Annotated in this window: 17 protein-coding genes, 1 tRNA gene and 2 pseudogenes; 9 read left to right on the top strand and 11 right to left on the bottom strand. The window is 70.2% G+C overall.

Translation table 11 applies throughout. The features are described 5' to 3' along the window. The first annotated feature begins 178 nt into the window (after nt 1-178). Together EAO76_RS37280 and EAO76_RS37285 are read left to right on the top strand one after the other, a co-directional pair. Nucleotides 179-1,723, top strand: a complete 1,545-nt coding sequence (locus EAO76_RS37280; protein ID WP_148840655.1) for an alpha/beta hydrolase — start codon at nt 179-181, stop codon at nt 1,721-1,723. Nucleotides 1,724-1,841: 118 nt separating this feature from the next. After that, nucleotides 1,842-1,918: transfer RNA gene (locus EAO76_RS37285), tRNA-Thr, on the top strand. Nucleotides 1,919-2,618: 700 nt separating this feature from the next. Here the strand turns inward: EAO76_RS37285 and EAO76_RS37290 are convergent. The 4 genes from EAO76_RS37290 to EAO76_RS37305 form a co-directional block, all read right to left on the bottom strand. Beyond that, nucleotides 2,619-3,221 (bottom strand): hypothetical protein, encoded by a 603-nt coding sequence (locus EAO76_RS37290; RefSeq protein WP_148840656.1) that lies wholly within the window; start codon nt 3,219-3,221, stop codon nt 2,619-2,621. Between the two features lie 6 nt (nt 3,222-3,227). Continuing rightward, complete coding sequence (locus EAO76_RS37295; protein ID WP_262376080.1) at nt 3,228-4,901, bottom strand: DEAD/DEAH box helicase family protein; 1,674 nt, start codon at nt 4,899-4,901, stop codon at nt 3,228-3,230. A gap of 4 nt (nt 4,902-4,905) precedes the next feature. Then, nucleotides 4,906-7,371 carry an ATP-binding protein gene (locus EAO76_RS37300; protein WP_148840657.1) on the bottom strand — a complete coding sequence of 822 codons (2,466 nt, stop codon included), beginning with the start codon at nt 7,369-7,371 and terminating at the stop codon, nt 4,906-4,908. Nucleotides 7,372-7,927: 556 nt separating this feature from the next. After that, complete coding sequence (locus EAO76_RS37305; protein WP_148840658.1) at nt 7,928-8,581, bottom strand: Eco29kI family restriction endonuclease; 654 nt, start codon at nt 8,579-8,581, stop codon at nt 7,928-7,930. A 215-nt stretch (nt 8,582-8,796) separates the two neighbouring features. Between EAO76_RS37305 and EAO76_RS37310 the strand changes: the two genes are divergently transcribed. The 3 genes from EAO76_RS37310 (at nt 8,797) to EAO76_RS37320 (ending at nt 12,281) form a co-directional block, all read left to right on the top strand. Further along, entirely contained in the window at nt 8,797-10,167 is a 1,371-nt protein-coding gene (locus EAO76_RS37310) for a DNA cytosine methyltransferase (RefSeq protein ID WP_148840659.1), read from the top strand. A 4-nt stretch (nt 10,168-10,171) separates the two neighbouring features. Beyond that, complete coding sequence (locus EAO76_RS37315; protein ID WP_148840660.1) at nt 10,172-10,972, top strand: very short patch repair endonuclease; 801 nt, start codon at nt 10,172-10,174, stop codon at nt 10,970-10,972. Between the two features lie 646 nt (nt 10,973-11,618). Beyond that, on the top strand, nt 11,619-12,281 hold the full coding sequence (locus EAO76_RS37320; RefSeq protein WP_148840661.1) for a response regulator transcription factor: 663 nt from the start codon (nt 11,619-11,621) through the stop codon (nt 12,279-12,281). Between the two features lie 49 nt (nt 12,282-12,330). On the opposite strand, the gene EAO76_RS37325 is transcribed toward EAO76_RS37320, so the two are convergent. The 5 genes from EAO76_RS37325 to EAO76_RS37345 form a co-directional block, all read right to left on the bottom strand. Further along, nucleotides 12,331-13,752, bottom strand: a complete 1,422-nt coding sequence (locus tag EAO76_RS37325) for an aldehyde dehydrogenase (NADP(+)) (RefSeq protein WP_148840662.1) — start codon at nt 13,750-13,752, stop codon at nt 12,331-12,333. Nucleotides 13,753-13,798: 46 nt separating this feature from the next. Beyond that, nucleotides 13,799-14,392, bottom strand: coding sequence for a 3-isopropylmalate dehydratase small subunit (gene leuD, locus EAO76_RS37330; RefSeq protein ID WP_148840663.1), 594 nt, complete (start codon nt 14,390-14,392; stop codon nt 13,799-13,801). Beyond that, nucleotides 14,392-15,990: a 2-isopropylmalate synthase gene (locus EAO76_RS37335; RefSeq protein ID WP_262376081.1), complete on the bottom strand. Its 1,599-nt coding sequence runs from the start codon at nt 15,988-15,990 to the stop codon at nt 14,392-14,394. The genes leuD and EAO76_RS37335 overlap by 1 nt, the downstream gene beginning before the upstream one ends. 183 nt (nt 15,991-16,173) lie before the next feature. After that, entirely contained in the window at nt 16,174-16,992 is an 819-nt protein-coding gene (locus EAO76_RS37340) for a cyclase family protein (RefSeq protein ID WP_148840664.1), read from the bottom strand. Next, nucleotides 16,989-17,783 (bottom strand): YmdB family metallophosphoesterase, encoded by a 795-nt coding sequence (locus tag EAO76_RS37345; protein ID WP_148840665.1) that lies wholly within the window; start codon nt 17,781-17,783, stop codon nt 16,989-16,991. The genes EAO76_RS37340 and EAO76_RS37345 overlap by 4 nt, the downstream gene beginning before the upstream one ends. 266 nt (nt 17,784-18,049) lie before the next feature. Between EAO76_RS37345 and EAO76_RS37350 the strand changes: the two genes are divergently transcribed. Genes EAO76_RS37350 through EAO76_RS37360 form a run of 3 tightly spaced genes read left to right on the top strand, consistent with a single transcriptional unit; the run spans nt 18,050 to nt 21,985 of the window. Continuing rightward, on the top strand, nt 18,050-19,405 hold the full coding sequence (locus EAO76_RS37350; RefSeq protein WP_187438938.1) for a cation:proton antiporter: 1,356 nt from the start codon (nt 18,050-18,052) through the stop codon (nt 19,403-19,405). Continuing rightward, on the top strand, nt 19,402-21,201 hold the full coding sequence (ilvD, locus tag EAO76_RS37355; protein ID WP_148840667.1) for a dihydroxy-acid dehydratase: 1,800 nt from the start codon (nt 19,402-19,404) through the stop codon (nt 21,199-21,201). The genes EAO76_RS37350 and ilvD overlap by 4 nt, the downstream gene beginning before the upstream one ends. Further along, entirely contained in the window at nt 21,194-21,985 is a 792-nt protein-coding gene (locus tag EAO76_RS37360) for an SDR family NAD(P)-dependent oxidoreductase (RefSeq protein WP_148840668.1), read from the top strand. The genes ilvD and EAO76_RS37360 overlap by 8 nt, the downstream gene beginning before the upstream one ends. Before the next feature lie 70 nt (nt 21,986-22,055). Here EAO76_RS37360 and EAO76_RS46910 read toward each other — a convergent pair whose 3' ends face one another. Further along, the gene (locus tag EAO76_RS46910) at nt 22,056-22,625 is read right to left on the bottom strand and encodes an adenine phosphoribosyltransferase (RefSeq protein WP_262376101.1); all 570 of its coding nucleotides are present in this window, start codon (nt 22,623-22,625) and stop codon (nt 22,056-22,058) included. Nucleotides 22,626-22,871: 246 nt separating this feature from the next. Next, nucleotides 22,872-24,239: pseudogene (locus tag EAO76_RS46915) on the bottom strand (bifunctional 3'-5' exonuclease/DNA polymerase); the annotation flags it as partial. On the opposite strand from EAO76_RS46915, the pseudogene EAO76_RS37370 reads away from it, so the two are divergent. Beyond that, nucleotides 24,220-24,449: pseudogene (locus tag EAO76_RS37370) on the top strand (type III polyketide synthase); the annotation flags it as partial. The pseudogenes EAO76_RS46915 and EAO76_RS37370 sit on opposite strands and share 20 nt — an antisense overlap.

Genomic DNA, 24,449 nt, shown 5'->3' on the forward strand with positions numbered 1-24,449 from the left:
CGGACCGCGGACCGGCACCCGCCCCCTGTCACCCGCCGGACGGTGGACCGGCACCCGCCCCTGACACTCGGCGGACCGCTTACCGGCACCCGCTTCCACCCAGTGCCGGTTTTCGCCGCTTTTCACCCGTACGGGCAGGTGGCGGGGCGGTCCGCCACTCGGCGACTACGCTCCGGGGATGGACACCAGGCGCTCGCTCCGCATTCTCGCCGCCGCACTCGGCGCGGCCGGCCTCCTCGTCTCCGGCTGTACCGGCGGGAGTCCGACGAACGCCTCGTCGTCCGCGCCGGCGACGGCATCCGTACCGCCCGTGCCGGACGGGCTGGAGCGGTACTACGGACAGAAGCTGAAGTGGCGGGACTGCGGCGTCGAGGGTTTCCAGTGCGCGACGATGAAGGCGCCGCTGGACTACGCGGAGCCGGACGGCGACGAGATCGATCTGGCGGTCTCCCGCAAGAAGGCCACCGGGCCCGGCAAGCGGATCGGATCCCTCCTGGTGAACCCGGGCGGCCCCGGCGGCTCCGCCATCGACTACCTCCAGGGCTACGCGGCGATCGGCTACCCCGCCCCGGTCCGGGCCCGCTACGACATGGTCGCCGTCGACCCGCGCGGAGTGGCCCGCAGCGAGCCCGTCGAATGCCTCACCGACCCACAGATGGACACCTACACCCAGGTCGACCAGACCCCGGACGACGCGGCCGAGATCACCGGTCTGAGCAGCGCCTACGAGCGGTTCGCGAGCGGCTGCGAAAAGCGCTCCGGCACGATCCTCCCGCATGTCTCCACCATCGAGACCGCCCGCGACATGGACATGCTGCGGGCCCTCCTCGGCGACGAGAAGCTGCACTACGTCGGGGCGTCGTACGGCACCTTCCTCGGCGCGACGTACGCCGGGCTCTTCCCCGGCCGGGTCGGCCGGCTGGTCCTGGACGGGGCGATGGACCCGTCGCTCCCCTCCGTCGAGATGAACCGCGACCAGACGGCGGGCTTCGAGACCGCCTTCCAGTCCTTCGCCGCCGACTGCGTGAAGAAGGCGGACTGCCCGCTCGGCACCACCTCCACCGCCGACGCGGCCACCCGCCTGAAGCGGCTCTTCGCCGACCTCGACGCCCACCCGATCGAAACCGGTGACTCCCGCCGGCTCACCGAGTCCCTCGCCACCACGGGGGTCATCGCCGCGATGTACGACGAATCGGCCTGGCCCCAGCTCCGCGAGGCCCTCGCCGCGGCCCAGGACGGTGACGGCTCCGGGCTGCTCTCCCTGTCGGACAGCTACTACGAACGCCAGCCGAACGGCACGTACGCGAACCTCATGTTCGCCAACGCCGCCGTGAACTGCCTGGACCTCCCGCCCGCCTTCACCGACGCCGAGGACGTCGAGCGGGCGGTCCCCGGCTTCGAGAAGGCGTCCCCGGTCTTCGGCCGCGCCTTCGCCTGGGCCGCCCTGAACTGCGCCCACTGGCCGACCCCGCCCACCGGCACCCCCCACCGCATCGAGGCGAAGGGCGCGGCCCCGATCGTCGTGGTCGGCACCACCCGCGACCCGGCCACCCCGTACAAGTGGGCCGAGTCCCTGGCCGGCCAGCTCTCCTCCGGCACCCTCCTCACCTACAGCGGCGACGGCCACACGGCGTACGGCCGCGGCAGCGACTGCATCGACACGGCGATCAACACCTACCTCCTGGAAGGCACCCTGCCGAGCGACGGCAAGAAATGCTCCTGACCCCGCTGTCCCCCTGTTGACCTGCGAGAACGGCTCGAAACGAAGGTGGTGCGGAGCACCCCCGGAAACTGTGTAGACTTGGCGACGCTGCTGATCGCACCATGGTGCGACAGGGCGTGCCGCCTTAGCTCAGTTGGCCAGAGCAACGCACTCGTAATGCGTAGGTCTCGGGTTCGAATCCCGAAGGCGGCTCCAAGGTAAACCGCAGGTCAGACCTCTGGCCTGCGGTTTCTTCGTTTTCTTGACCTTGGAATGTGGGCCGGTCGAGCACCTTGGGCCTACGCATTGCAATGCGTAGGCCCAAGGTCGGCAGTCGGTGGTGATTTTTTCTTGTAAGTCTGCGACCTGGCATTTTGCTGCTTCCCGCGGCTTCACCTCGACCTGTTTGGGGTGGTGCGGTGGCCATTTGGTGGCCTAGCGTGCGGCCACCGTGCTGAACGGCTCCTGGCCGGTCGTGTAAGCAGAGGTGCGCCGGGCGGCGGCCGTTGTGGGATCACCACGATCGCGCTCGTGCAGTCCGTTACTAGATCCCTCAAGGAGTGATCGGTCCAGTCCCGACAGTCGTCGGCGTCAGCGGTGCGGCCTTGGGGCCTCGTGGTCCGAGCGGCGACCTGGGCACGCAGGCTCTGCTCGATGCGGACGGTGGTGAATACGGGCCGGGTCTCCTAAATAGCACTCTCGCGTTCAACTTCACCGACGCCCTCTACCTACCGAGCAGTTGACAAGAGCCAGGATTCGCGCCGTCCTCGGTAGAAGTGCCCAGGGACGTCCGCCCTGAGCTGGTGGCCCCAGAGCCCTTCTCCTTGAGCCCACGATGGGATCGCTGTCGGCGCCTTCTTGTACTTGATCAGCCCACATGTCCTGCTCGCCAGCGCGGTGAAGCACTGCCGAAAGGTCAGTGTGGAGAGACGCGTGTCAGTCTTAGCGTGGTGTGGATCAGCTCAAGCCCTGCTACCCCTGCGATATGGCGTTGCCTTGCCTGCTCCCCTTCGCCGAGTCGCTGCCCCTGTGTCAGCCCGATGATGAGGAGAGGCTCAGGGCGATCGTCCACCTTGGCGTTGATGCCGGCCCAGACGAGGTCCTGGAGGTTCTGAGGTGGTGCCCACATCATGAGCCGCTCGTCGGAGCCAGGCCCCTTGACGACACACTGGGTGGGCTTGATCCCGAGCGTGTCGAGGTTGGCTCGCCAGTCCAGGCCGAGAACCTGCTGGGCGATCTGATCGGCCGTCGGGTAACGGCGGGAAGCGTACTTCGCGTTGGGGCCGATGCCGTTGCGGACCCGGGGTAGTTCCTTCACCGGCCCGTCCTTGATCCACACCCGGACCTTCTCCCGGGGAATGAACCGGGCCAGCTTGTCACCGATCGATGGGTCATTGACCCATCGTTCGTAACACCGTGAGCGCTCACGCGAGGACAGCCCGTCCCAGTCGAGTTCCTCGATCTGGCGGTAGACCTCGGAGAGGACCTCCCCACGGATCTCCTCATCGATCTCGCTCATCCGGGTTTAACCTCCAAATACGGCGGGGTTGGGGAACTGCAGACGGCTTTCGTCCAGTGCGGTCTCCAGGCTGGCCGCATCCTTGATCCATTCACGCATCAAACTTTCGGCGCGCTGGTCCGCGAACTCGAAGCTGGTGCCGCGCTGCGTCAGCCGCAGGATTTCCAGCTCGTCCTCCGCGACCTGTTGGCGGACGTTTATGATGGCCGCGACGCGACGGATGTCGCTAACGAAGTCCAGAACCTCCACGTGTGACTTCCCGGCGCGCAACCTCAACCCTCTCCCGAGCTGTTGAACGAAGATCCTACGGCTGTGCGTGACTCGCGCGAAACAGAGGATGTTGACGTCCGGAACATCGACTCCCTCGTTGAGGATGTCGACAGCCGTGAGGATCGGCGTCTGTCCGCTGCGGAAGCGCATCAGCCGCCCCTGCCGCTCCCGCCGGTCCAGGCCGGCGTGGACCGCGAGCACCCCGCGCCACTGGGGGACCTCTCCGAGTAGGGCGGCCATCTGCTCGGCGTGCTCGACGGTGCGGCAGAAAACGATCGCACGCGGTTGGGGGGTTCGCTCCCAGACAGCCATGAGTTGTTCGCGGACGGCCTCGTCCCGTTCGGGCAGGAAGAGGCGAGCGTTCAGGTCCTTGATTGAGTAGCTGTGCTCGCTGGCCGAACGGACGAAGTCCCAGTCGATACTGTCGGCGTAGAGCCTGTACCGCACTTCGGACAGGTAGCCGAGCCGCATGCCGTCCTCGATGCCAAGAGTGAAGCTTGGCTCGCCGAATCGATGGCGAATGTCGAAACGGTCACCCCGCCATGGCGTCGCCGTCACTCCGAATTGGCGGCTGGCAGAGAGGACGTCGAGCAGCTCGGCGAGCTGCCCATCCTCGGCCACGTGGTGGGCCTCATCGACCATCACCAGAGCGGGTCTGTAGCCGGCCCGCGCATAACCGAGGGCGCTCGCCACAGTGGCACACGTCACCCCTCGCAGGTCGTCGGGCCGGTGATCTCCGGTCAGGAGTTGCGTACGGACGTTCTTGGGCAGGTGCTGCCAGAGCGCACGGTCCAGCTGGTCCACGAGGTCCTTGGCCGGGGCGACGACCAGGACCTTGTCGCTGGGATTCTGACTGAGATGGTGAGCGATTACCTCGCCGCCGACCACTGTCTTCCCAAGGCCGGTGGCCAGCACGAGCAGTGCGCGGTCTGAGCTGTCGAGGTCGTCGAGGACGGCCTGGAGTGCCTGCTCCTGGTAAGCCCGCAGGATATGGGGCGGAAGGCGCCGAGCAGCGAACCCGTCATCCGCGTACAAGTCCATGAGCTCGTGACCAGACCACAGCTCCACCCGCATCCCGGCGGCCGCGAGACTCTCGCGACGTTTGCGGGTCGTAGGTCCGAAGCGGCTGTTCGTCACGACTACGGCGTGGTCCGCGCCGTAGTAGGCCTTGGCGCGGAGTACCTCGTCGATCGCACCGGACGGTACGGCGGCCCCCGCCTTCCACTTTGCCTGGAAAACCCAGCGCTTTCCCTCCCGGAGCGCGAGAACGTCCCCTCCTTGGTCGTAGGGCCCGTCGATGTTGACCACGTCGGTGAAGCCCAGGTGGAGCGCGAGGCGCTCTACCTGGCGAGTGAATCCCGACGGCCCAAGGGCACGCAGGAAATCCGGGGCCATGAAGGAGGTCGTCACAGGTTCACTCCGAGCGGACAATGTTGTGGTCGAGCATGTCGAAGGTGATCCGCGCCAGCGCCAGCTCCAGCCGGGTCTTTGTCCCCGGTTCGGCCAGGAACTCACTCACGACCTCAAGCGGGCGCACGGCCTGCGCCACCTGGCGGTCCTTGATCTCGCTGTCCGACCAGCCGGCCCAGGAGGTCTTGAACACCGCGCCGTCGAGGAAATCGCCCGGAAATACTCGTACGAGTGCCGCGATGCCAGCCGTGTCGAGGTACGCCACGAACGCGCCCTCCTTGACCACCGTCGGCCAGTCGAGGGAGGCGTCAGTCCGACCAGCCTCGCGCTCGGCGCGGAGGCGAGCGTCCTCAGGGAGGGAAGCCCACAGCTCGGCCGCCTTCAGCGGGACGATCGGCTCCATTAGGCCCCGGACTCGGCCGGTCATTGCTTCGGCCCTCTCCCGCAGCGCGGATTCAGTGACTCGCTGGTCCGGAAACTGCCGGGTGACGTCAGCGAGCACTGCCGTCACCTTCTGCCCATCGGGTTCGAAGGCATGCAGCGTCTGCGCGATCTCCACCAGCGCGTAGTCGCGCGGGTCGCGCCCGTACTCCCGGAACACAGCATGCTCGCTGTAGACGTAGACCTCCAGGCTGGTTCCGCGCCCCATCCGGGCCAGGGAGGGAACCTGACGTTCCTGATCGTCAAGGAGAGGCACGTGGGTATCAAAGACCGTCACGATCCGCCGTCCCAAGCGAGGAAGGCTCACCTCACCCGCGAGGTCGAACAGCCGGGTCGAGCCAGCACGGTACCGGGCGAACCGCTGCTCCTCTGTTTCCACCGGCTGGGGCTCGGGCTCAGCCACGGGATGGATGGGCCGCGCTTCACCTTCAGTATCCGTCTGCCCCCCGGCGCCCAGAGGAGTCAAGCCTGTGCGCCCGGACAACGAGCCGCTTGGCCCGTTGGCGCCAGCGGTCGAGCTCAGAGCTCGGTCACCTTTATCGCGGTTCTCATCGTGGGCGAGTACGGCCGTGAACCAGATCTCGTCTGAGAGGTATTCAGCCTGGCCCGCGTGGAACTTCGCGCCCCAGTCGCGGGCTGCCTCGTGCTTTGCCTTACTCCCGTCGCCAGGGATGAGGTAATCAGTGCCTGGGCGGTTCTCCTGGTATCCCTTAAAGATCTCGCCGAGGTGGGAGGCATTTGGTGGGTAGCCCAGCGCGGCGGCCTTCTTCGGGCGCATCGGGCCCTCACCGCGCAAGGCTGTCACGGCGTACCGCCACTCGCGACTCTCACGGTTGAAGTCCAGCTTCTGATAGCCCACGGGAACATGGTCAAGGTGGATTTCACCCACGATGCGTCCCTGATTGGTTGGCACCTCCACTGGATACTCTGGGACGAGAGTGCCATCGTCTGGGTTTTCCCAGGAGAACAGGGAGCGGTCCCCAACCCGGATCTTTCTGCCGTTGCGGAGGAAGTCGATGCCGAAGTCGCTCTCGTGGAGGTACCGCTGGACGCCGAGCCAGCCGTGGATACGCCGCTCGCGCAGCTGCAAATCTTCGCTCTCGCACTGGACGCAACGGTCGAACTCGAGATCCGGGTTCTGCCAGTGGCCACAGTCCATGCAGGCGAGGGCGGGCGCCAGACGGACGTCGACGGGCTTGATCGCCGGGATCTCGCGACCTTGCCTGGTAACTGTCCGTGATGCCGACCAGACGCAGGGGAGCCGGGGCGACACGTTCTTGCCGTTGACCTTGAGCTTGAATCCGCGCCCAGCCATGGGGCCGTCGGGGACTCCGGGTACGGGGTTCTCGCTACGAAGAAGGTAGGAGTACACGCGTCCGAGGTCGGCGCGGATCGCCGCGTGCCGACGGGGGCGCTTGAGGTCTTCGGCGATCTCGTCCCGGAGGCGGCGGACGACGACCTCCGTGCCGTGCAGCGCGGGATCGTCCTTTGGCTCGCGGCGAAGAGGCGACTTGTAGCTGTCGTTGCGGGCGAGCCGCCTCAGGTCGATCTCCACAACCAGCCAGTCGGGGTCTCCAGCGCGAGTAGTCCGCACCTCGGTCAGGTTCCCAAGCCGCGCGGTGGCGATGTTGAAGCCCATGCCGAACAGCCCCAGGCTGCCGTAGCGGCGCTTGCCGCTGTAGCCGGCTCGGAGCGCGTTCTGGAGCATCTCGCGGCTCATGCCGCGACCGTTGTCGATCACACTGACGAAGAGGTCCTCATCAGTCGGCTTCGGAAGGGTGATCCATACCTCCCGGGGCTCCCCGCGTGTGAGGTCCGGGTCGGTCAGGAAGTCGTCGAAAGAGTTGTCGATCAGCTCGGCCATGCACTGCCACGGCTTGTAGGGGATGTCCCCCAACGCCTCCAACAACTGCGGCGAGGGCGTGAGGTCGATCTCCTCAAGGGGCGCCCGCTCGGCGTCGGTCGACAAAGTGTTCCTCCTCGATGAATTCGCCAGCATGATCCAGCGGGTATCTGTCAGCTCAACCAAGGCTTACACCACGGCACTGACAATCGAGTGCGGTCCCCTCCTCATCCGGACAGTCAGGGGGCGCGGCGGTGATGAGGCTCCTCGCCACCTGGGGGCCGAGAGCCCTCACGCCATGGCGACAGATGTGCCACGCATCACGCCTAGAGAGCCGGGTTCGATTGTCTGCCGCATCTCGTGAGGCGCGTCCAGCATCAAGCGCCTGGTCAGCGCACCGATGATCACACGAACGGTGTTGTCGAGCCTCGAATTCGCCGCACTAGTGGGCCTCTAAACAGGGGGAAGCGCCAGGGGCGACGCGCCGCTCGCCCCAAGGCCCCTTGCCGCCACGCCTGAGGGGCGTCGGGTGAAGTCCTGCCGCGGGCCGCGTCAGCCCGACGCTGCGGCTGGCGCACGCCGCAGATGTGCGGGGCGGTCTGGGGACAGCAGCCAGATACAGCCGCGATGGCGGCACGAGCTGGACGGCCTTACTCTGCGGCATCGTGGGCGAGGTCATCCAGGACGGCCTCGTGGCTCGGAGCCCAACTCAGCCGTTGATCACCGCCGAAGAGTGCCGCTCTCAGGGGGCGTCAAGGTCCAGGAACGTCTCGGTGCTCGGGTGCAACCACGGAAGAGCGTCATATCCGTCGACCCGCTGCTCGATATGTGCCTTGACCGCCGAGACGAGGGCTTCGACGTCATGGACGACGCCCCCGTGGGTGCGCCGGCGCCCATCATGCACTGTGTCCCACTTGCTCTTCCGGCTCTGCCGGGTGGTCGCCCCCTGCTCCTTGCTGCCGAACCCGGTGAGGATGCTGTTCCATACCGGCTGGTAGCCGACGCGTAGGCCGTTCTCACCCAGATTCGCGTGCACGTCCGGCAGCAGCAGCGCCCGGAAGCGGAACTCATCGATGGGGAGGCCGCCTTCGATGATCGAGATTCGGTGCTGTTTGAGGCGGCTATGGAGAGGGAACCGCTCCCGGACCCTTGCCCCGGTGGCGCTGTTGCTGGTGGCTTGCCCTACGTACACGGGGATCTGAAGGCCCGCTAGGGGCACGTACAGGGCTACGTCGACCCCGCGGTAGTAGAGCGCGTACAGTCCGGATCCCTCGAACCTCGGGATCTCCGTAGTCATGGAAACCAGGGGCTGGCGCTCGAAGGTCTCGCAGACGGTATTCGCGATTTGTTCGGTCGACAGCGGGTCGAACGTAGCGGGCGTGTACTCGGAGGGCATGGCTTCCTGATCTACAAGGGCGTGTCTGTGCCGGAGGGGCCGTCGCTGCTCTGGCGCGGCTGCGAATCGGGCTGGCGGCCTTCAGCGCCGAAAGGCATTCGCCCTGCTCCTTCGGGGTGATGGATCACTGCGAACTCTATGGTCTTGCTCACTCTCTGGCGACTCATTCGAGTGAAACAGTCCCATGATCACCAACTCCGCGGTATGGTTCTCACATGGTTGACCAGCCTAAAAAGACGAAGAAGCAGCGGACCAGTGTTGAGCTGTTCGCGGGTGGGGGTGGCCTTGCCATGGCGGTCCACCAGGCGGGCTTCCGCCCGCTCCTGTTCAACGAGTTCAACAAGCGCGCGTGCGAGACGCTCGTGGCGAGCGCCCGGAAGACGCTGGGCGCGGACGGGGTCGAGCGCGTCGAGGATGCGAAGCCCGAGCCTCCTAGGCCCGGGCGGCCCGCGCCGCTTTACCCCGGGGACGTCCGGAGCCTTGACATGACGGCATTCCAGGGAAAGGTGGATGTTCTGGCCGGCGGCCCGCCGTGCCAGCCGTTCAGCGCCGGCGGCGTCGCCAAGGGCGACGAGGACAAGCGCAACATGTTCCCGGCCATGTTCAAGGCCGTCCGTGAGATCCGGCCCAAGGCGGTCATCTGCGAGAACGTTCGCGGTCTGCGGCGGCCCTCCTTCGCGGACTACTTCCAGTACATCCAGAACGAACTGACGCTCCCCTTTGAGAAGCGGGACGACGAGGTCAGCTGGGAATCGCACAATGAGCATTTGAGGGGCATCATCGGCGGGCTCCCCGAGAACGACACCGATCCCGACCATTACAAGGTCGTGATGGTGCCTGTGAACGCGGCGGACTACGGGGTGCCCCAGATCCGTAACCGCATCGTGCTCGTGGCGTTCCGTGCCGACATTCCGGTTGATATCGAGGCATTCGAGAAGTACGTCAACACACCTCAGTTCTCGGACACCGCTCTGTGGCGCTCGATGCTCGATGAGGACGGACCGTACTGGCAGCGCCACTCGGACGTGACTCCGCGAGCGAAAGAACGGGCGCGTGCGTGGGCTCGGGCCAAGCTACCGAAGCCGACCAAGGAAGAAGACCCCAAGATCAGGCCATGGCGCACGCTGCGTGACGCCATCCAGGGCTACGGCACCGATGCCAAACTCCAGGCGCTTCCGCCAGTGGACCTCACCCGTCTCGACGAGAAGTTCGACTTCGGCAAGGAGATCGGCGTCGTCGACCACATCGGCTGGCCGGGCGCGCGTATCTACCAGGGGCACACACCGAACGAGCTCGACAGGCCCGCCAAAACGGTCAAGGCTGGCGTGCACGGTGTGCCCGGTGGAGAGTCCGTCGTGCTGCTCGACACTGGTTATGCGGACCGCACATCACCGGACGGGTGGACCCATCATCACCGCTACATGACAGTTCGGGAGACGGCTCGGGCGATGACATTCCCCGATGAATGGCTGGGCTCCGGCCCCCGCGGGGAGCAGATGCGCCAGCTCGGCAACGCCGTCCCGGTCGTTCTCGGTGAGTTCTTCGCCAATGCCGTCGCCGACGCCCTCTCAGCGGCTGGACACTGAGATCATGCAGGAACAACGGGCCGGGGGACACTGGAAAGAACAACTTCCGCCGGAGCGGGCGTACAAGCGGCGCGCCGGTGCCGTGGCACCAGCGGTGGAGCAGGACCGCGCGGCCGGAGGGCGCGCCCGACGCAATGTCGCGCTAGGAGACGGCCGCCTCGCGCGGGCTTCGATCAGCCTGCGGTTGTACCGGCGGACGCGGCGCATCCGGGCGTATCTGCGCTGGTCGAAGGATGGCAAGACTCAGGAGAGCTACGTCTGCGAGGTTGAGCACGCGTTCAGAGGCGAGAATCTGGCGGAGGCGTGGCAACGCGCGAGGGACAGAGGACTGTTGGCGGTGGAGACACTCCCGCTCGAGTCAACCGCCTCCTCGCCTGGGGTCCGGGCTGCCATGCGTGCTAACCGCGGCAAGGACACCGGACCCGAGCTGGCGTTGCGGAAGCTGCTCTATCAGCGCGGACTGCGCTATCGAGTCAACGCCAGGCCGCTCGTCGAGATCCGTCGCAAGGCGGACTTGGTCTTTCCTGGTGACCGCATCGCGGTCTTCGTTGACGGCTGTTTCTGGCATGGCTGCCCCGACCACTACCGCCCGGCGGTCAAGAACGCAGACTTCTGGCGAGAGAAGATCGACGGCAACCGGGCCAGAGACGCCGAGACCAACGAGAAGTTGCTCGCAGCTGGGTGGAGAGTGATCCGAGTCTGGGAGCACGAAGATCTGACCCGGGCCGCAGACGAGATTGAGCAACAACTCCGGCGGTGGCGAGCCGCCGGAGTTCGGCGGGGTGCTACAGCGGCGGGCCGTTGAGTAGGTCCGTGGTGCTGTCCTCCAGACGCCGAAGGACGATCCTGCCGTCGCCCTCGCTTCGAGCACATCAGCCGCCGCAGGCAGGGCTACTGTAGGAGGGCGACAAGAGAGCTTTCCGGTCGCACAGAACCTACTGCGGCCGGTCTCGGTGGCCATTCGGTGGCCGGACGCCTTTGGACGGCGCATCACTGAGTAGCCCAGGTCAACCTGTCGCACGTGTTCTGATCAGGGAAAACGTCACCGCGCAGCGCGGCGAGGTACCAGGCAACACGAACGCTCACGGTCTCGTAATGCGTAGGTCTCGGGTTCGAATCCCGAAGGCGGCTCAGGAAAGGCCAGGTCAGACAATGTCTGACCTGGCCTTCTGCTTTTTCTGCGGCGTTCGGGGGCGTGCGGTGCGGGGCAGGGGTGTTGTTCGGTGGGTCGGTGGGGGTCCGGCTGGACTGCTCCGTGTCCTGGTGGGCCGTTTCGTGGTGCTGTTCCTCGGTGCGGGGACCCGTCGGCCGGGGTGTCTCCAGCATGGGTAGCCGTCAGAACGAGTGGGTTCATCTGCATGAATGTGCGGGCTGCGCGGGCCGAGCGGGAGTGCCTACGATCGGGCTCATGGACCTGACCGGGGATCGCTCTGCAGAGTCTTGGAGGCCGCGTGCTGAGGGCTGAGGAGCAGATTCGTGTGGTGGTGGGCGGCCGGCGCGATCTCTTCAGGGAGGGGGTCACCAAGATCCTCGAAGCCACCCCGGACGTGCACGTCGTCGGGCAGGGCGATACCGGATCGGCGGTGCTCGCGGCGGCGACGCGGCAGTGTCCCGACGTCGTACTGGTCGACGCGGAGCTGCCGGGGACGGCGCTCATGACGCTGCTGCGTCAACTCCTCGACCTCGGGCCCTCGGTGAGCATCGCCGTCCTGCACGCGGACGAGGACGTCCGCACGGTGAGCAAGGCGATGGGGCTCGGTGTGCACGCCTTCATCTCCAAGGAGTCGACCGGTGCCGACCTGGTCGCCACGATCCGGGGCGCGGCGCGCAGCCACGACCGGGTCCTGCTGTCCGTGCCGCGCAGGATGATGGAGCGGCTGAGCGATCCGGACGGAGGGGTCCTCACCCGGCGGGAGATCGAGGTGATCGAGCTGGTCGCGCAGGGGCTGCGCAACTCCGGCATCGCCCGGTCGCTGTTCATCTCCGAGGGCACGGTGAAGCGCCATCTGACCAACATCTACCTGAAGCTGGACGTCGACACCCGCATCAGCGCGGTGAACAAGGCGGCGAGCATGCGGCTGCTGACCCTGCGGCGGCAGCCCTCCGCCTCCTGACGGGCGGGGCGGTGGCCCGGACGGCCTCCGCCCCGCCTCCCGGTGGCCGTTACGCCTTCAGCGCTGCCGGGAGCAGCTCCCCGGGGAAGTCCTGGAACGTCACCGGGACCTGGAAGCGGCGGACGGACTCGGTGCCGATGGAGGTGTACGCGGCCGCGGTGGTCGCCGGCCACGGTCCGCCGTGGTGCATCGTCCGGTTCACCGCCACGCCGGTGGGCCAGCCGTTCCACACCACGCGCCCCACCTTGCGGGTCAGCACGGGCAGGAGCCGCCCCACGAGCGCGGCGTCGGACGGTTCGGCGTGCAGGGTGGCGGTCAGGGAGCCCGGCAACTGACCGGCCGCCGCGATCAGTTCCGCCTCGTCCTCGTAGGCGACGAGGACGGACGCCGGGCCGAAGCACTCCTCCGAGAGTTCCGGGCGCTCCAGGAAGTCCCGGGACGTCGTACGGAACAGGTGGGGGCCGTCGGTGACGGCCACCAGCGGGTCCGCGGCCCCGGTCAGGCGCCGGACGCCCTGGCGGAAGCCCTCCAGGATCCGCCGGTTGAGCAGGGGGGCCGCGGGGATCTCGGACAGCTCGGCCGCCAGGGCCTCCTCCAGGCCGTGGCCCGCGGGCAGGAACAGCAGACCCGGGTTGGTGCACAGCTGGCCCACGTAGCGGGTGGCCGCCGTGACGAAGCCGGACACGATCTCCGCCCGGCGGGCCGACGCGGCCGCCCGGCTGATGAACACGGGGTTGACGCTGCCCAGTTCACCGTAGAACGGGATCGGGTCGGGGCGGGAGGCGGCGGCGTCGAACAGTGCGCGGCCGCCGGCCTGGGAACCGGTGAACGAGGCGGCCCTGATGTGCGGATCGGTGATCAGCGCCTGTCCGGCCGCCATCCCGTGCACCACGGAGAACGTGCCGTCCGGGGCCCCGGCTCCCCGCAGCGCCCCGGTGACGGCCTCGTCGACGAGCCGCGAGGTGAGGGGGTGACCGGGGTGCGCCTTGACGACGACGGGGCACCCCGCGGCCAGCGCCGCGGCGGTGTCCGAGCCGGCCACGGCCAGCGCGAGGGGGAAGTTGCTCGCCGCGTACACGGCGACCGGGCCGACGGGCAGCAGGGCCCGGTGGAACGACGGGGTGCCGTCCGGGCCCTGCTCGGTGCGCCCGCCCAGGAAGTCGGGGCGCCGGACCTCCTCGGCGAGAAGACGCAACTGGTTGGTGGTGCGTGCCAGTTCGGCCTCCAGGGTGGGGCGCCCGAGCGCGGTCTCCGTGTCGGCCGAGCCGATCAGCTCGTCCGCCACGGCGTCGAGGCCCGCGGCGACGGCTTCGAGCAGCCGGGCCCGGGTGCCGAGCGGCAGCGCGGCCAGGGCGGGGGCCGCCCGGTCGGCCGCCGCGCACCGCTCCGCCACCTCCGCGGGCGTGGTCTCCGGGACCGGGGGCTCCAGGCGCTCGCCGGACCGGGCGTCGATGCCGTACAGATGTGTCATCGTCTTTCCAGCTCTCTTCTTCCTCGTTCTCCGCGGTCGGGCCCTGTCATGACCCGAGCGTCGTCGGCAGCCAGCCGGGCCGGGTCGCCTCGTAGGCGTCGATCTTCTCCGCCCTGCTCAGCGTCGCCCGGAGGTCGTCGAACCCGTTCATCAGCTGCCAGCGGCTGTAACCGTCGATGCCGAACCCGACGGTCAGGCCGTCCGCAGTGATCGTGCGCCGCTCCAGGTCCACGAGGACGGGCAGCTCGGGCCGGGCCGCCGCCGCCCGGCGCAGCCGCGCCGCGCTCTCCTCGGGGACCTCGGCGGTCAGCACGCCGTTCTTGGTCGCGTTCGCCCGGAAGATGTCCCCGAAGGAGGGGGCGACCACCACCCGGAACCCGAAGTCGCGCAGCGCCCACACCGCGTGCTCCCGGGAGGAGCCGATGCCGAAGTCGGGGCCGCTGACCAGGACACTGGCGCCCGCGTGGCGCTCCGAGGTGACCGTGAAGTCCGGGTCCCGGCGCCAGCGGAAGAACAGGGTGTCCTCGTAGCCGGTCCGGCCGAGCCGCCGGCAGAACCGCGCGGGGATGATCTGGTCGGTGTCCACACCGCCGCGCTCCAGGGGCGCGACGGTTCCGGTGTGCCGTATCAGTGCTTCCATCAGTGCTCCTCCGGTCCCGTGTGCGTGGCGGCGGCCAGTCGGCGCACCGCGGAGCGCAGGGCGCGGCCCCGGGCCTCGTCCTGCGTCGCGCCCTCCCCGACGCCCCAGCGCACCGTGGTTCCGTCGGCGGCCTCGACGTAGACCTTCCAGTCGGCCCCCGCGCCGTTCGCCGCGGCGGTGCCGGGGGGCTGTACGACGACGTCCCGCGGGGTGAGCCGGGTCTCGGCGTCGGAGGGGGCGGTGGGGTCGGCCGCGCCGGTGGTGAGGTACTCGTCGGTGAACCACCGGAGCAGCCGCTCCGGGGTGACCTCGCCCGTCGCCTCGGACCGTGCCTGGACGACGGCGGCCAGCTCGATCTGGAGCCGGCGGGGCAGCACGTATCCGTGCTCCTGCTTCATGAGGTAGGCGATGCCGCCCTTGCCGGACTGCTGGTTGATCCGGATCAGGGCCTGGTAGTCGCGGCCCACGTCCCGCGGGTCCACCGGCAGGTAGGGCACGTCCCAGCAGCGGCCCTCGTCGGTGCCGCGCTCCGCCAGGCCCTTGCTGATGGCGTCCTGGTGGGACCCGGCGAAGGAGGTGTAGACGAAGTCCCCGACCCAGGGGTGGCGGGGCGGGACGGGGAGGCGGTTGCAGTACTCGACGATCTGCCGGGCCTCGTCGAGGAAGCTCAGGTCGAGCCCGGGGTCGATGCCCTGCGAGTACAGGTTCATGGCCAGCGTGATCAGGTCGACGTTGCCGGCCCGTTCGCCGTTGCCGAAGAGCGTGCCCTCCACGCGGTCGGCGCCCGCCAGCAGCGCCAGCTCGGCCGAGGCGATGCCGCTGCCCCGGTCGTTGTGCTGGTGGAGGGAGAGGATGATCGCCTCGCGGTGGGAGAGGTTGCGGTGCATCCACTCGATGCGGTCGGCGAACTCGTGCGGCGGGTAGCACTCCACCGTGCTCGGCAGCACGATGCGGCACCCCTCGGCGGGCTCGGGCCGCCACAGGTCGAGGACGGCGTTGCACACCTCCAACGCGAACTCGGGCTCGGTCTGGGTGAACGACTCGGTGCCGTACTGGAGTTGGATCTCGGTGCCCGGCAGGGAGTCGCGGAGCCGCAGGGCCCGTTCGGCCCCGACGAGCGCGAGCCGCTTGACCTCTTCCCGGGACATGCCGAAGACGACCCTGCGCTGGGCGGCCGAGGTGGGGTTGTAGATCTGGAGGATCACCCGGGGAGCGCCGCGGACGCAGCGGACCGTCTCCTCGATCATGCCGTCCCGGATGGGCGACATCACCTGGATCGTCACGTCGTCCGGAATGGCGTCCTGCTCGATCACGGCGCGGGTGAAGTCCCGGTCGGCCTGCGAGGACAGCGGGAAACCGACCTCGATCTCCTTGAAGCCCATCCGCAGGAGCAGGCGGTACATGGCCCATCTGCGGTCCATGTCCATGGGGTCGATGAGCGCCTGGTTGCCGTCCCTGAGGTCGACGCTGGCCCACAGCGGCGCCCGCTCGGGCATCCGGTCGGGCCAACGGCGGTCGGGCAGGGGGAACTTCTCGTAGCGCCGGTACTTGTGCACGGGCATGCCGCTGGTGCGCTGACAGCTGGTCGGGGTCTCCATGGTTGGACGGCTCGCCTTCTCGGCTGGAGTGACGGGGGGACGTGGGCGAGGGGGACCGGGGACCGGTGTGTCAGCGGGCCAAGTCTTCCGCCGGTACGCCCTCGTGGCATCGCCGGAAGGGATGCCGTGGATGCGACTTTCGTCGTAGCCGCGGGGGCGCAACGGCCCACTGCGGCGGGCGGTTCACCCGGGGGTGGCCGGCAGGAGCGCCACGGCGCGGCCCGGCGCGCCCGTGCCGTGCTCGATCTTCAGCGGCAGGAAGCAGAACCAGGCGCCGCGGTGCGGCAGCCGGTCGAGCCGGGCCAGCCCCTCGACGTAGACGGCACCGGTGCGCAGACCGGCGACGTGCACGGGTACGGGGTCGTGCGCGGCGCCGATCGACGGCGCGTCGATGCCCACGCAGCGCACCCCGCGGGCGAGCAGCAGCTCCAGCGCCTCGACGGACGGGGCGGGCCAGCCCGGCGCGGTCCCGGAGACGACGACGTCGTGCACATAGCCGTGGCCGGCCGTGCCGCGCAGGTAGCGGGTGTCCCAGCCGGTGCGGAACAGGACCACGTCGCCGGCGGCCAGCTCCCCGTGCGCCGCCTCCCAGGAGGTGATCAGTTCGGGAAGGACGAGCGGGCTCGTCCCGCCCGGGGTGCCCGGGACGTCGAGCGCGCGGACGTCGATCACGGCCGCGGGGCCCATCAGCCGGTCCAGCGGAAGCCGGTCCACGGACAGGGCGCCGGCGGGCCCCGCGTGCGGCAGCCCCGAATCCTCGGGCGGGATGAAATGGGTGGGCGCGTCGCAGTGGGTACCGGTGTGCTCGTCGATCGCCATCCAGCGGGTCGCGTAGGGGCCGCCCCGGCTCGACACCGATCCCGCGGGGGAGCGCACGTCCGTGAACCAGTTCCACGTCTTGTGCTGGAAGGGCTGGTGGGTCGGCCAGAAGCAGGGCAGGTCCTCGGCGACCGGCAGGGAGAGGTCCACCACCTCGGCGGAGGCGGGAAGCGGCGCGGTCATCGTCCCGCCCCCCAGGTGAGGCGCTCGATGCCGACGGTGCGCCGTCCCTCGGTGCGCAGCAGTACGGCACCGAGCACGAGGGGACCGCCGGAGACCGGGGGTATCCCGTGGGCGAAGGGGTTGCCGGTCTCGTGGAGCCCCTTGACCAGGATGTCGTACGCGAATCCCTGCATGCCGTCCGACGGCCCGGTCATGCCCACCTCGGTGACGAAGCCGGTGCCGCCGGGCAGCACGTGGAGCGGGATGGTGGCCTCGTGGCTGTGCGTGCCCAGGACGGCGGTCGCCGCGCCGTCCACGGCGCGGGCGAAGATCTGCTTCTCCAGGACGTGGTCGCCGTGGTAGTCGACGAGGACGACGCCCCGCCGCTCGGCCTCGCGCCAGGCCCCGAAGGCCGGCCGGAAGGTGTCCTCGATCGCCTTGACCGACCGCATGGCGGCGTGGTCGGCGAGATTGATCACGGTGACCTCGCCGAGCGGGGTGCCCACGTGCAGCAGGCCGCGGCCCGGGATGTGCGCGCCGATGTTCAACGGCCTCAGCACCTGGGGAAGTTCGAGGAGCTCGACGGACTCGTCGCTGTCCCAGGAGTGGTTGCCGCCGGTGATGACGTCGACCCCGGCCGCCAGCAGCCGGTCGACCTGGGGCCCGGCCATGCCGAGGCCGTTCGGGGCGCAGTTCTCGGCGTTGGCGACGATCAGGTCGATCCGCCGCTCGGCGCGGAATCCCGGTAGCCACGCGCAGAGTTCCGCGACGGCGCGGTCCCCCACGATGTCACCGATGAAGAGAATGTTCACGGCAGGTGTTCCTTCCCTCGGCATCCCGCGTGACCTCGCGCGGCCGTGTTCCCCGATGGTTTCCTCCGCCCGGCTTTCCGGCTTCCGCCGGCCGTCGCAAAGGGACTGCGACTTTCCGCCAAGGTGTTCGGCCCCTTCTCGCAGAGCGGCAATCCCGTGGGTGCATTTCCAGGGCGGCCGGCGCTCCTAGCGTTGATCCCGATGAATTCCGGATGAGCGATGAGTCGGATGAGCGATGAGATACGACTCGTATGGAGGGGGCGGCATTGGAGGCCAGGGAAACGGTTCATCTGCTCGCGGCGCTCGCCACGGTCTGTGTCGTGGCGCACGGCTGCGGATTTCTCTTCTCGGCCCTGCGGCAGCCGCCGGTCATCGGGGAGATCGTGGGCGGCATCCTGCTGGGGCCCTCGTTCCTCGGCCTGTTCGCGCCGGGCCTCGTCGCCGCGCTGTTCCCGTCCTCCGGGCCGGTGGCGCACGGCCTGGACGCGCTGTACCAGCTGGGCCAGCTGCTGCTGCTCTTCCTGGCCGGTGCGGAGCTGAGGGTCAGGGCGGCCCGTCGCGAGCGGCGCACCGGGGCCGCCGCGGCGGCGGCCGGGCTGCTGCTCCCGTTCGTCGTCGGGGCCGGGGTCGTGCTGCTGTCGGGGCCGGGGCGGTTCGCCGGACCGGCGGGGACGACGGCGACGACGGCTCTCGTCGTGGCCCTGGCGATGGCGGTGGCGGCCATCCCGGTGATCTCCCGCATCATGATGGACCTCGGCATCATGGACACCGTCTTCGGCCGCATCGTGCTGATGGTGGCGGTGATCGAGGACATCATCCTCTACGTCGTGCTCGCCGTGGCCCTCGGTCTCGCGCAGGCCGGATCCGAGCAGTCCGTCGGGCTGTGGCACACGTTCGGCAGCGCGTCGCCGCTGTGGAGCGCCGTCTACTTCACGCTGATCAGCCTGGTCTTCGTCGGGTGCGCGCTGGTGCGCGGGCCGCGTTGGTTCCGGTGGCTCGCCGAGCACCGGGGCAACGTCGTGGCGCGGCGCAGCCCGATCGCCTTCCGGCTGGCCTTCCTGCTGGTCGTGGTCCTGATCTGTCTGGGCCTCGGCGTCAACGCGGTGTTCGGCGGGCTGGTCGCGGGGATCTGCGCCGCGCGGGGGGACGAGCAGGCCGGGGACCGCCGGGCGAAGGAGCGCGCGTCGCGGGCGTGGGAGGCGATCGGCCGGTTCTCCCAGGCGTTCTTCGTGCCGGTCTTCTTCGCCCTGGTCGGCGTACGGCTCGATCTGGTCCGGGAGTTCGACGTGTGGTTCTTCGTCTGGTTCCTGCTGCTGGCGTGCGGCGTCAAGACGCTCAGCATCTGGGGCGCGGCCCGGCTGGCGGGCGAGACGAGCGCGTTCGCCGGCTCCCTGGCGCTCGCCCTCAACGCCCGCGGCACGCTCGGGGTGATCCTCGCCGGGGTCACCCACCAGGCCGGGCTCATCAACGACGGGTTCTTCGCCGTTCTCGTCCTCGTCTCCGTCGTCACCAGCCAGGCGGCCGGATTCTGGCTGGCCCGCCGGGCGTCCGCGCTGCGCGACCCGCTGCCCCGGGGCGTCCACCGGGCCGCCCCCGACCCCTCACCCGCGGAGGTCTCATGAACGCAGTCCCGCCCACGCGCAGGAGCCGCCTGCTGTACGCCGGCCCCGACCGGGCCCCGGCGCGCGCGCAGATGCGTGCCGTCGGGTTCACCGAGGAGGACCTGGAGCGTCCGGTCGTCGCGGTGGCCCACTCCTGGACCGAGACCATGCCCTGCAACCACACGCACCGGATGCTCGCGGAGGAGGTGAAGAAGGGGGTGCGGGCCGCGGGCGGCACCCCGATGGAGATCAACACCGTGGCCGTCTCCGACGTGGTCACGATGGGCACGGAGGGCATGCGGACCTCGCTGGTGAGCCGGGACCTGATCGCCGACTCCCTGGAACTCGTCGCCCGCGGCCACATGTTCGACGCCATGGTCACCGTCGTCGGCTGCGACAAGACCATCCCGGCGGCGGCCATGGCCCACGCCCGGCTCGACATCCCGGGGGTGATCCTCTACTCCGGGGCGATGGCCCCCGGGCGGTTCGACGGCCAGGACGTGACCCTGGCCGAGGTCTTCGAGGCGGTGGGCGCCCACGCGGCGGGCCGGATGAGCGACGCGGACCTGACCCGTCTGGAACGGCGGGCGTGTCCCGGCGCCGGTGCCTGCGGGGGGCAGTACACCGCCAACACCATGGCCATGGCGATGGAGTTCCTCGGTCTGTCCCCGCTGGGCTCGGCCGGGCCGCCCGCGGCCGACACCCGGCGGCGGGAGTGGGCGGTACGGGCCGGCCGGCTCGCCGTCGAGGCGTGGGCGTCCGGGCGGACCCCCCGCACCCTGCTCGGTCGTGCCGCGTTCCGCAACGCCGTCGTGGCGGGGGCCGCGACCGCGGGCTCCACCAACCTGGTGCTGCACTTGCTGGCGATCGCACGGGAGGCGGGCGTCCCCCTGGACCTCGCCGACTTCGACACGTACAGCGCGCGCACGCCGGTGATCACCGATCTGAAGCCGTTCGGCCGCCGCACGGCCGTCGACCTGGACCGGGCGGGCGGCACGGCGCTCGTCGCCCGGCGCCTGGTCGGGGCGGGTCTGGTCGACGGGACCACGCCGACGGTCACCGGGCGGACCCTGGGCGAGGAGGCCGGGGAGGCCGAGGAGGAGCCCGGGCAGGACGTCGTCGCGGAGGTGGCGCGTCCGCTGAGCCCGAGCGGGGCCCTGCTGGTGCTCTACGGCTCCCTCGCGCCGGAGGGCGCGGTGGTCAAGGCGACGCCGCACGTCCGCCCGGTGCACACCGGACCGGCCCGGGTGTTCGACTGCGAGGAGGACGCCATGGCCGCCGTGCAGTCGGGCGCGATACGTCCGGGTGACGTGGTGGTGATCCGGTACGAGGGACCGCGCGGCGGCCCCGGCATGCGGGAGATGCTCGGGGTGACCGCGGCGATCGTGGGGCGCGGGCTCGGGGAGTCGGTGGCGCTGGTGACGGACGGGCGGTTCTCCGGGGCCACCCGGGGGCTGATGGTGGGGCACCTCGCGCCGGAGGCCGCCGTCGGAGGGCCGATCGCCCACGTCCGGGACGGGGACGTCGTCACCGTCGACCTGCCCGGACGCCGGGTCGGGCTGGACGTCACGGCGGAGGAGCTGGCCGCGCGGGCGGCCGGCTGGCGGGCGCCGGAGCCCCGTTACCGGCACGGCGTGATGGCGAAGTACCGGGCCCTGGTGGGGTCCGCGTCCCACGGCGCGGTGACGGCGGTCGACGTCGTGGACCGCGGGAGCGGCGGGGGTCGGGCGGACGGCGCGGAGGGCACGGATGGGTACGGACACGTGACGGCGGGAGAAGCACGGATGTGTGACGGCGAGGAGAGCGCGGATGCGTGACGACGACGGCAGCGGCACGGCCCGCGGGACACTGGCCGGGAAGGTCTGTGTGATCACCGGTGCGGCGCACGGCATCGGGGAGGCGACGGCGGAACTGTTCGCCCGTGAGGGGGCCCGGCTGGTGCTCACCGACCGGGACGCCGGGGCGCTCGCCGAGGTGGTCGCCCGGCTGGCCGGCGAGGGCTTCGGAACGGTGGCCGTCACGGGCGACGTGTCGGACCCCGGGGACGCCCGGGCCATGATCGCGGCGGCGGTCGACCAGTACGGGCGGCTCGACGTCCTGGTGGCCAACGCGGGGATCATCCCGCTGCTCGACATCACCGAGGCCGATGCGGACGACTGGGACGAGGTGATGGCCATCGACGGCAGGGGCATGTTCCTGACCTGCAAGTACGCGATCGAGGCCATGGAGCCGAACGGCGGCGGCGCCATCGTGTGCCTGTCCTCCATCTCGGGCCTGGCCGGACAGCGGGGCCAGAGCACGTACGGCCCCGCCAAGTTCGTGGCGACCGGGCTGACCATGCACCTGGCCGTCGAGTGGGCCTCGCGCGGCATCCGGGTCAACGCGGTGGCGCCGGGCACCGTGCGCACCGATCGGGTGCGCAGGCTTCCGGAGGAGCCCGGGGGCCCCGAGTACCTCGCGGCGATCGAGCGCATGCACCCCATGGGCCGGATCGGCGAACCGGCCGAGGTGGCCGCCGCGATCCGCTTCCTGGCCTGTGACGAGGCGTCGTTCATCACCGGGGCCGTACTGCCGGTGGACGGCGGCTACCTGGCCCAGTAGACCCGGCCCGGTCCCGCACGGCTCCGCCCCGTCACCGCCCCACCGGGGGTGACGGGGCGGAGCCGTCGTGTCATGCGACGACGACGGCGTGCAGCTCCGCACCGGCATCGGCGAGGGCCGGGGCGAGGCGCTCGCGCCCGCCGAGGAAGGGCAGTTCGAGCAGCACGGCCAGGCCGGCCACCGTCGCCCCGGTGGACCGGACCAGCCGCAGGACGGCCTCGGCGGTGCCGCCGGTGGCCAGGACGTCGTCCACGACCAGGACCCGGTCGTGGGCCCGCAGGGCGTCGGCCCGGAGCTCGACGACGGCGCTTCCGTACTCCAGGTCGTAGGCCCGCGACAGGGTGGGGCCGGGCAGCTTGCCGGCCTTGCGCGCGGGGACGAAGCCGACCCGGGCCCGCGCGGCGGCGGCCGCGCCGAGGATGAACCCCCGCGCCTCCATGCCGACGACCGCGGTCGCCCCGAGCCGGACGCACTCGTCGGCGAGCAGGTCGGCAAGGGTGCGGAAGGCGAGGGGGTCGGCCAGCAGGGGGGTGATGTCCTTGAACACCACCCCGGGGCGCGGATGGTCGGGCACGTCCAGGATCCGTTCCCGCAGCAGGGCGAGGGCGGCGTTCCGGTCGAGGGGACTCGTCGTGGTCATCACAGGCTCCCGGAGTGAGGGGAAAGGGGCGGGGAGGAGAGGGGCGGTCGCGGTGATCAGCCGTCCGAGGCGCCGGCCCACGACCGCCGGGGCGACACCCAGCAGCAGCCCGCCACCGACGCCGATCACGGCGGCCAGCAGGGTGAGCCCCAGGGTCAGCCGGGTCGCCACCACGACACGGGCGGCGATGTCCCGGCCGAGCTGGTCCGTGCCCAGCCAGTGGGCGGCGCTGCTGCCCTGGTTGATCGCGTCCGAGTAGCGTTCCACCACCGCCGTCGTGAACGGGAAGCGCACCGGTGTCTCGCCGAACGCGGTCCGACCGGCCAGCTCACCGGCCGCCCGGATCGCCGCCACCACCGCCTCCGCCTCCTCCCGCGGGCAGTGCACGATCACCTCGTCGTGCTGGAAGAAGACCAGCTCGGCCCGGAGCCCGGCGGTGCGGAGCGATCGGCGCAGGGCGGCCAGGAGCAGCAGCGCCCAGTCCGCCGCGCTGCCCTGCACCACGAAGTTGCGGGTGAAACGGCCCCGTGCGCGGGCGTTCGTCGACGCGTAGCCGGGGGTGAACCCTTCGTCGTCGGCGGGGACCGGGTCGATGCCCTCCTGCGGGAGACCGGCCTCCCCGGCCTCGCCGCTCCCGGCCGCGGGAGGGCTGGTCCGGCCCAGCCACGTCCGTACGAGACGGCCCTCCTCGCCCGCCCTCGCCGCCTCGTCGACATAGGCCACGGCCAGCGGAAACCTGCGGCGCAGGGCGGCGAGGTTCTTCAGCCCGTCGCCCGAGGTCTGGCCGTAGACCGCGCCGAGCAGGGCGATCTTGGCGTGCTCCCGGTCGCCGTGGAAGGCCCGGTCGGACAGGGACGTGTACAGGTCGCCGTCGTGGCCCGCGACCTCCATCAGGCCGCGGTCGCGGGAGATCGCGGCGAGCACCCGGGGCTCCATCTGGTCGGCGTCCGCGACGACCAGGCACCAGCCCTCGTCGGCGACGACCGCCCGTCGGATCACCTTGGGGATCTGGAGCGCCCCGCCGCCGTTGGTCGTCCAGCGGCCGCTGACCGTGCCGCCCGGGAGGTACTCGGGGCGGAAGCGGCCCTCGCGCACCCAGTCCTGGAGCCAGCTCCAGCCGTGCGCCGTCCAGATCCGGTACAGCTTCTTGTACCGGACGAGGGGCTCCACCGCCGGATGGTCCAGCTCCTCCAGCTCCCAGCGCCGGGTGGACCTGATCCTGATGCCGGCCTGCGCGAACGCCTTCACCACGTCGGCGGGGAGGTCGGGGCGGACCCGTCTGCCGAAGGCGGCCGAGACCTCGTCGGCCAGCTCGGCCAGTCTGCGGGGCTCGCCGCCGCCCGCGTACCGCTCGCCGAGCAGCTCGTCCAGCACGTCCCGGTGGACGTCGGCGCGCCAGGGGAGGCCCGCCCGGTTCATCTCGGCGGCGACCAGCATGCCGGCCGACTCGGCGGCCGTGAGCAGGCGCATCCGGGCCGGGTGCTCGGCGGCGTCGTGGCGGCGCAGCTGGTCGGCGTACACCTGGAGCAGGTCGTCGAAGGGCAGCTCGGTGCCGGTGCGGGGTTCGAAGAGGGAGGACTGCGAGCCGGGTTCCGCGGTGCGGGGCAGCGGCGGCACGGGGGTACGGCTGGAGCGCAACGGCTCGTTCGTCATCCCGGCCACCGAGGACTGGATCTCCTACGCGGTCCGCTCCACCGGATTCCACTTCCAGCTCGACAAGCGGGTGCCCGGCACCATGGAACCCCTCGCGCCGGCGCTGGAGGCGGTCGCCGAGGAGCACCAGTGGAACGCGGGAAAGATGGACTTCTACATCATCCACGCGGG

The sequence above is a fragment of the Streptomyces sp. sk2.1 genome (assembly GCF_008120935.1).
Classification (GTDB): Bacteria; Actinomycetota; Actinomycetes; order Streptomycetales; family Streptomycetaceae; genus Streptomyces.

Excerpts from the sequence above, each read along its gene's own strand:
- EAO76_RS37280 (WP_148840655.1), top strand. The coding sequence starts at position 179 with ATGGACACCAGGCGCTCGCTCCGCATTCTCGCCGCCGCACTCGGCGCG.
- EAO76_RS37290 (WP_148840656.1), bottom strand. The coding sequence starts at position 3,221 with ATGAGCGAGATCGATGAGGAGATCCGTGGGGAGGTCCTCTCCGAGGTC.
- EAO76_RS37305 (WP_148840658.1), bottom strand. The coding sequence starts at position 8,581 with ATGCCCTCCGAGTACACGCCCGCTACGTTCGACCCGCTGTCGACCGAA.
- EAO76_RS37310 (WP_148840659.1), top strand. The coding sequence starts at position 8,797 with ATGGTTGACCAGCCTAAAAAGACGAAGAAGCAGCGGACCAGTGTTGAG.
- EAO76_RS37315 (WP_148840660.1), top strand. The coding sequence starts at position 10,172 with ATGCAGGAACAACGGGCCGGGGGACACTGGAAAGAACAACTTCCGCCG.
- EAO76_RS37325 (WP_148840662.1), bottom strand. The coding sequence starts at position 13,752 with ATGACACATCTGTACGGCATCGACGCCCGGTCCGGCGAGCGCCTGGAG.
- leuD (WP_148840663.1), bottom strand. The coding sequence starts at position 14,392 with ATGGAAGCACTGATACGGCACACCGGAACCGTCGCGCCCCTGGAGCGC.
- EAO76_RS37335 (WP_262376081.1), bottom strand. The coding sequence starts at position 15,990 with ATGGAGACCCCGACCAGCTGTCAGCGCACCAGCGGCATGCCCGTGCAC.
- EAO76_RS37340 (WP_148840664.1), bottom strand. The coding sequence starts at position 16,992 with ATGACCGCGCCGCTTCCCGCCTCCGCCGAGGTGGTGGACCTCTCCCTG.
- ilvD (WP_148840667.1), top strand. The coding sequence starts at position 19,402 with ATGAACGCAGTCCCGCCCACGCGCAGGAGCCGCCTGCTGTACGCCGGC.
- EAO76_RS37360 (WP_148840668.1), top strand. The coding sequence starts at position 21,194 with ATGCGTGACGACGACGGCAGCGGCACGGCCCGCGGGACACTGGCCGGG.
- EAO76_RS46910 (WP_262376101.1), bottom strand. The coding sequence starts at position 22,625 with ATGACCACGACGAGTCCCCTCGACCGGAACGCCGCCCTCGCCCTGCTG.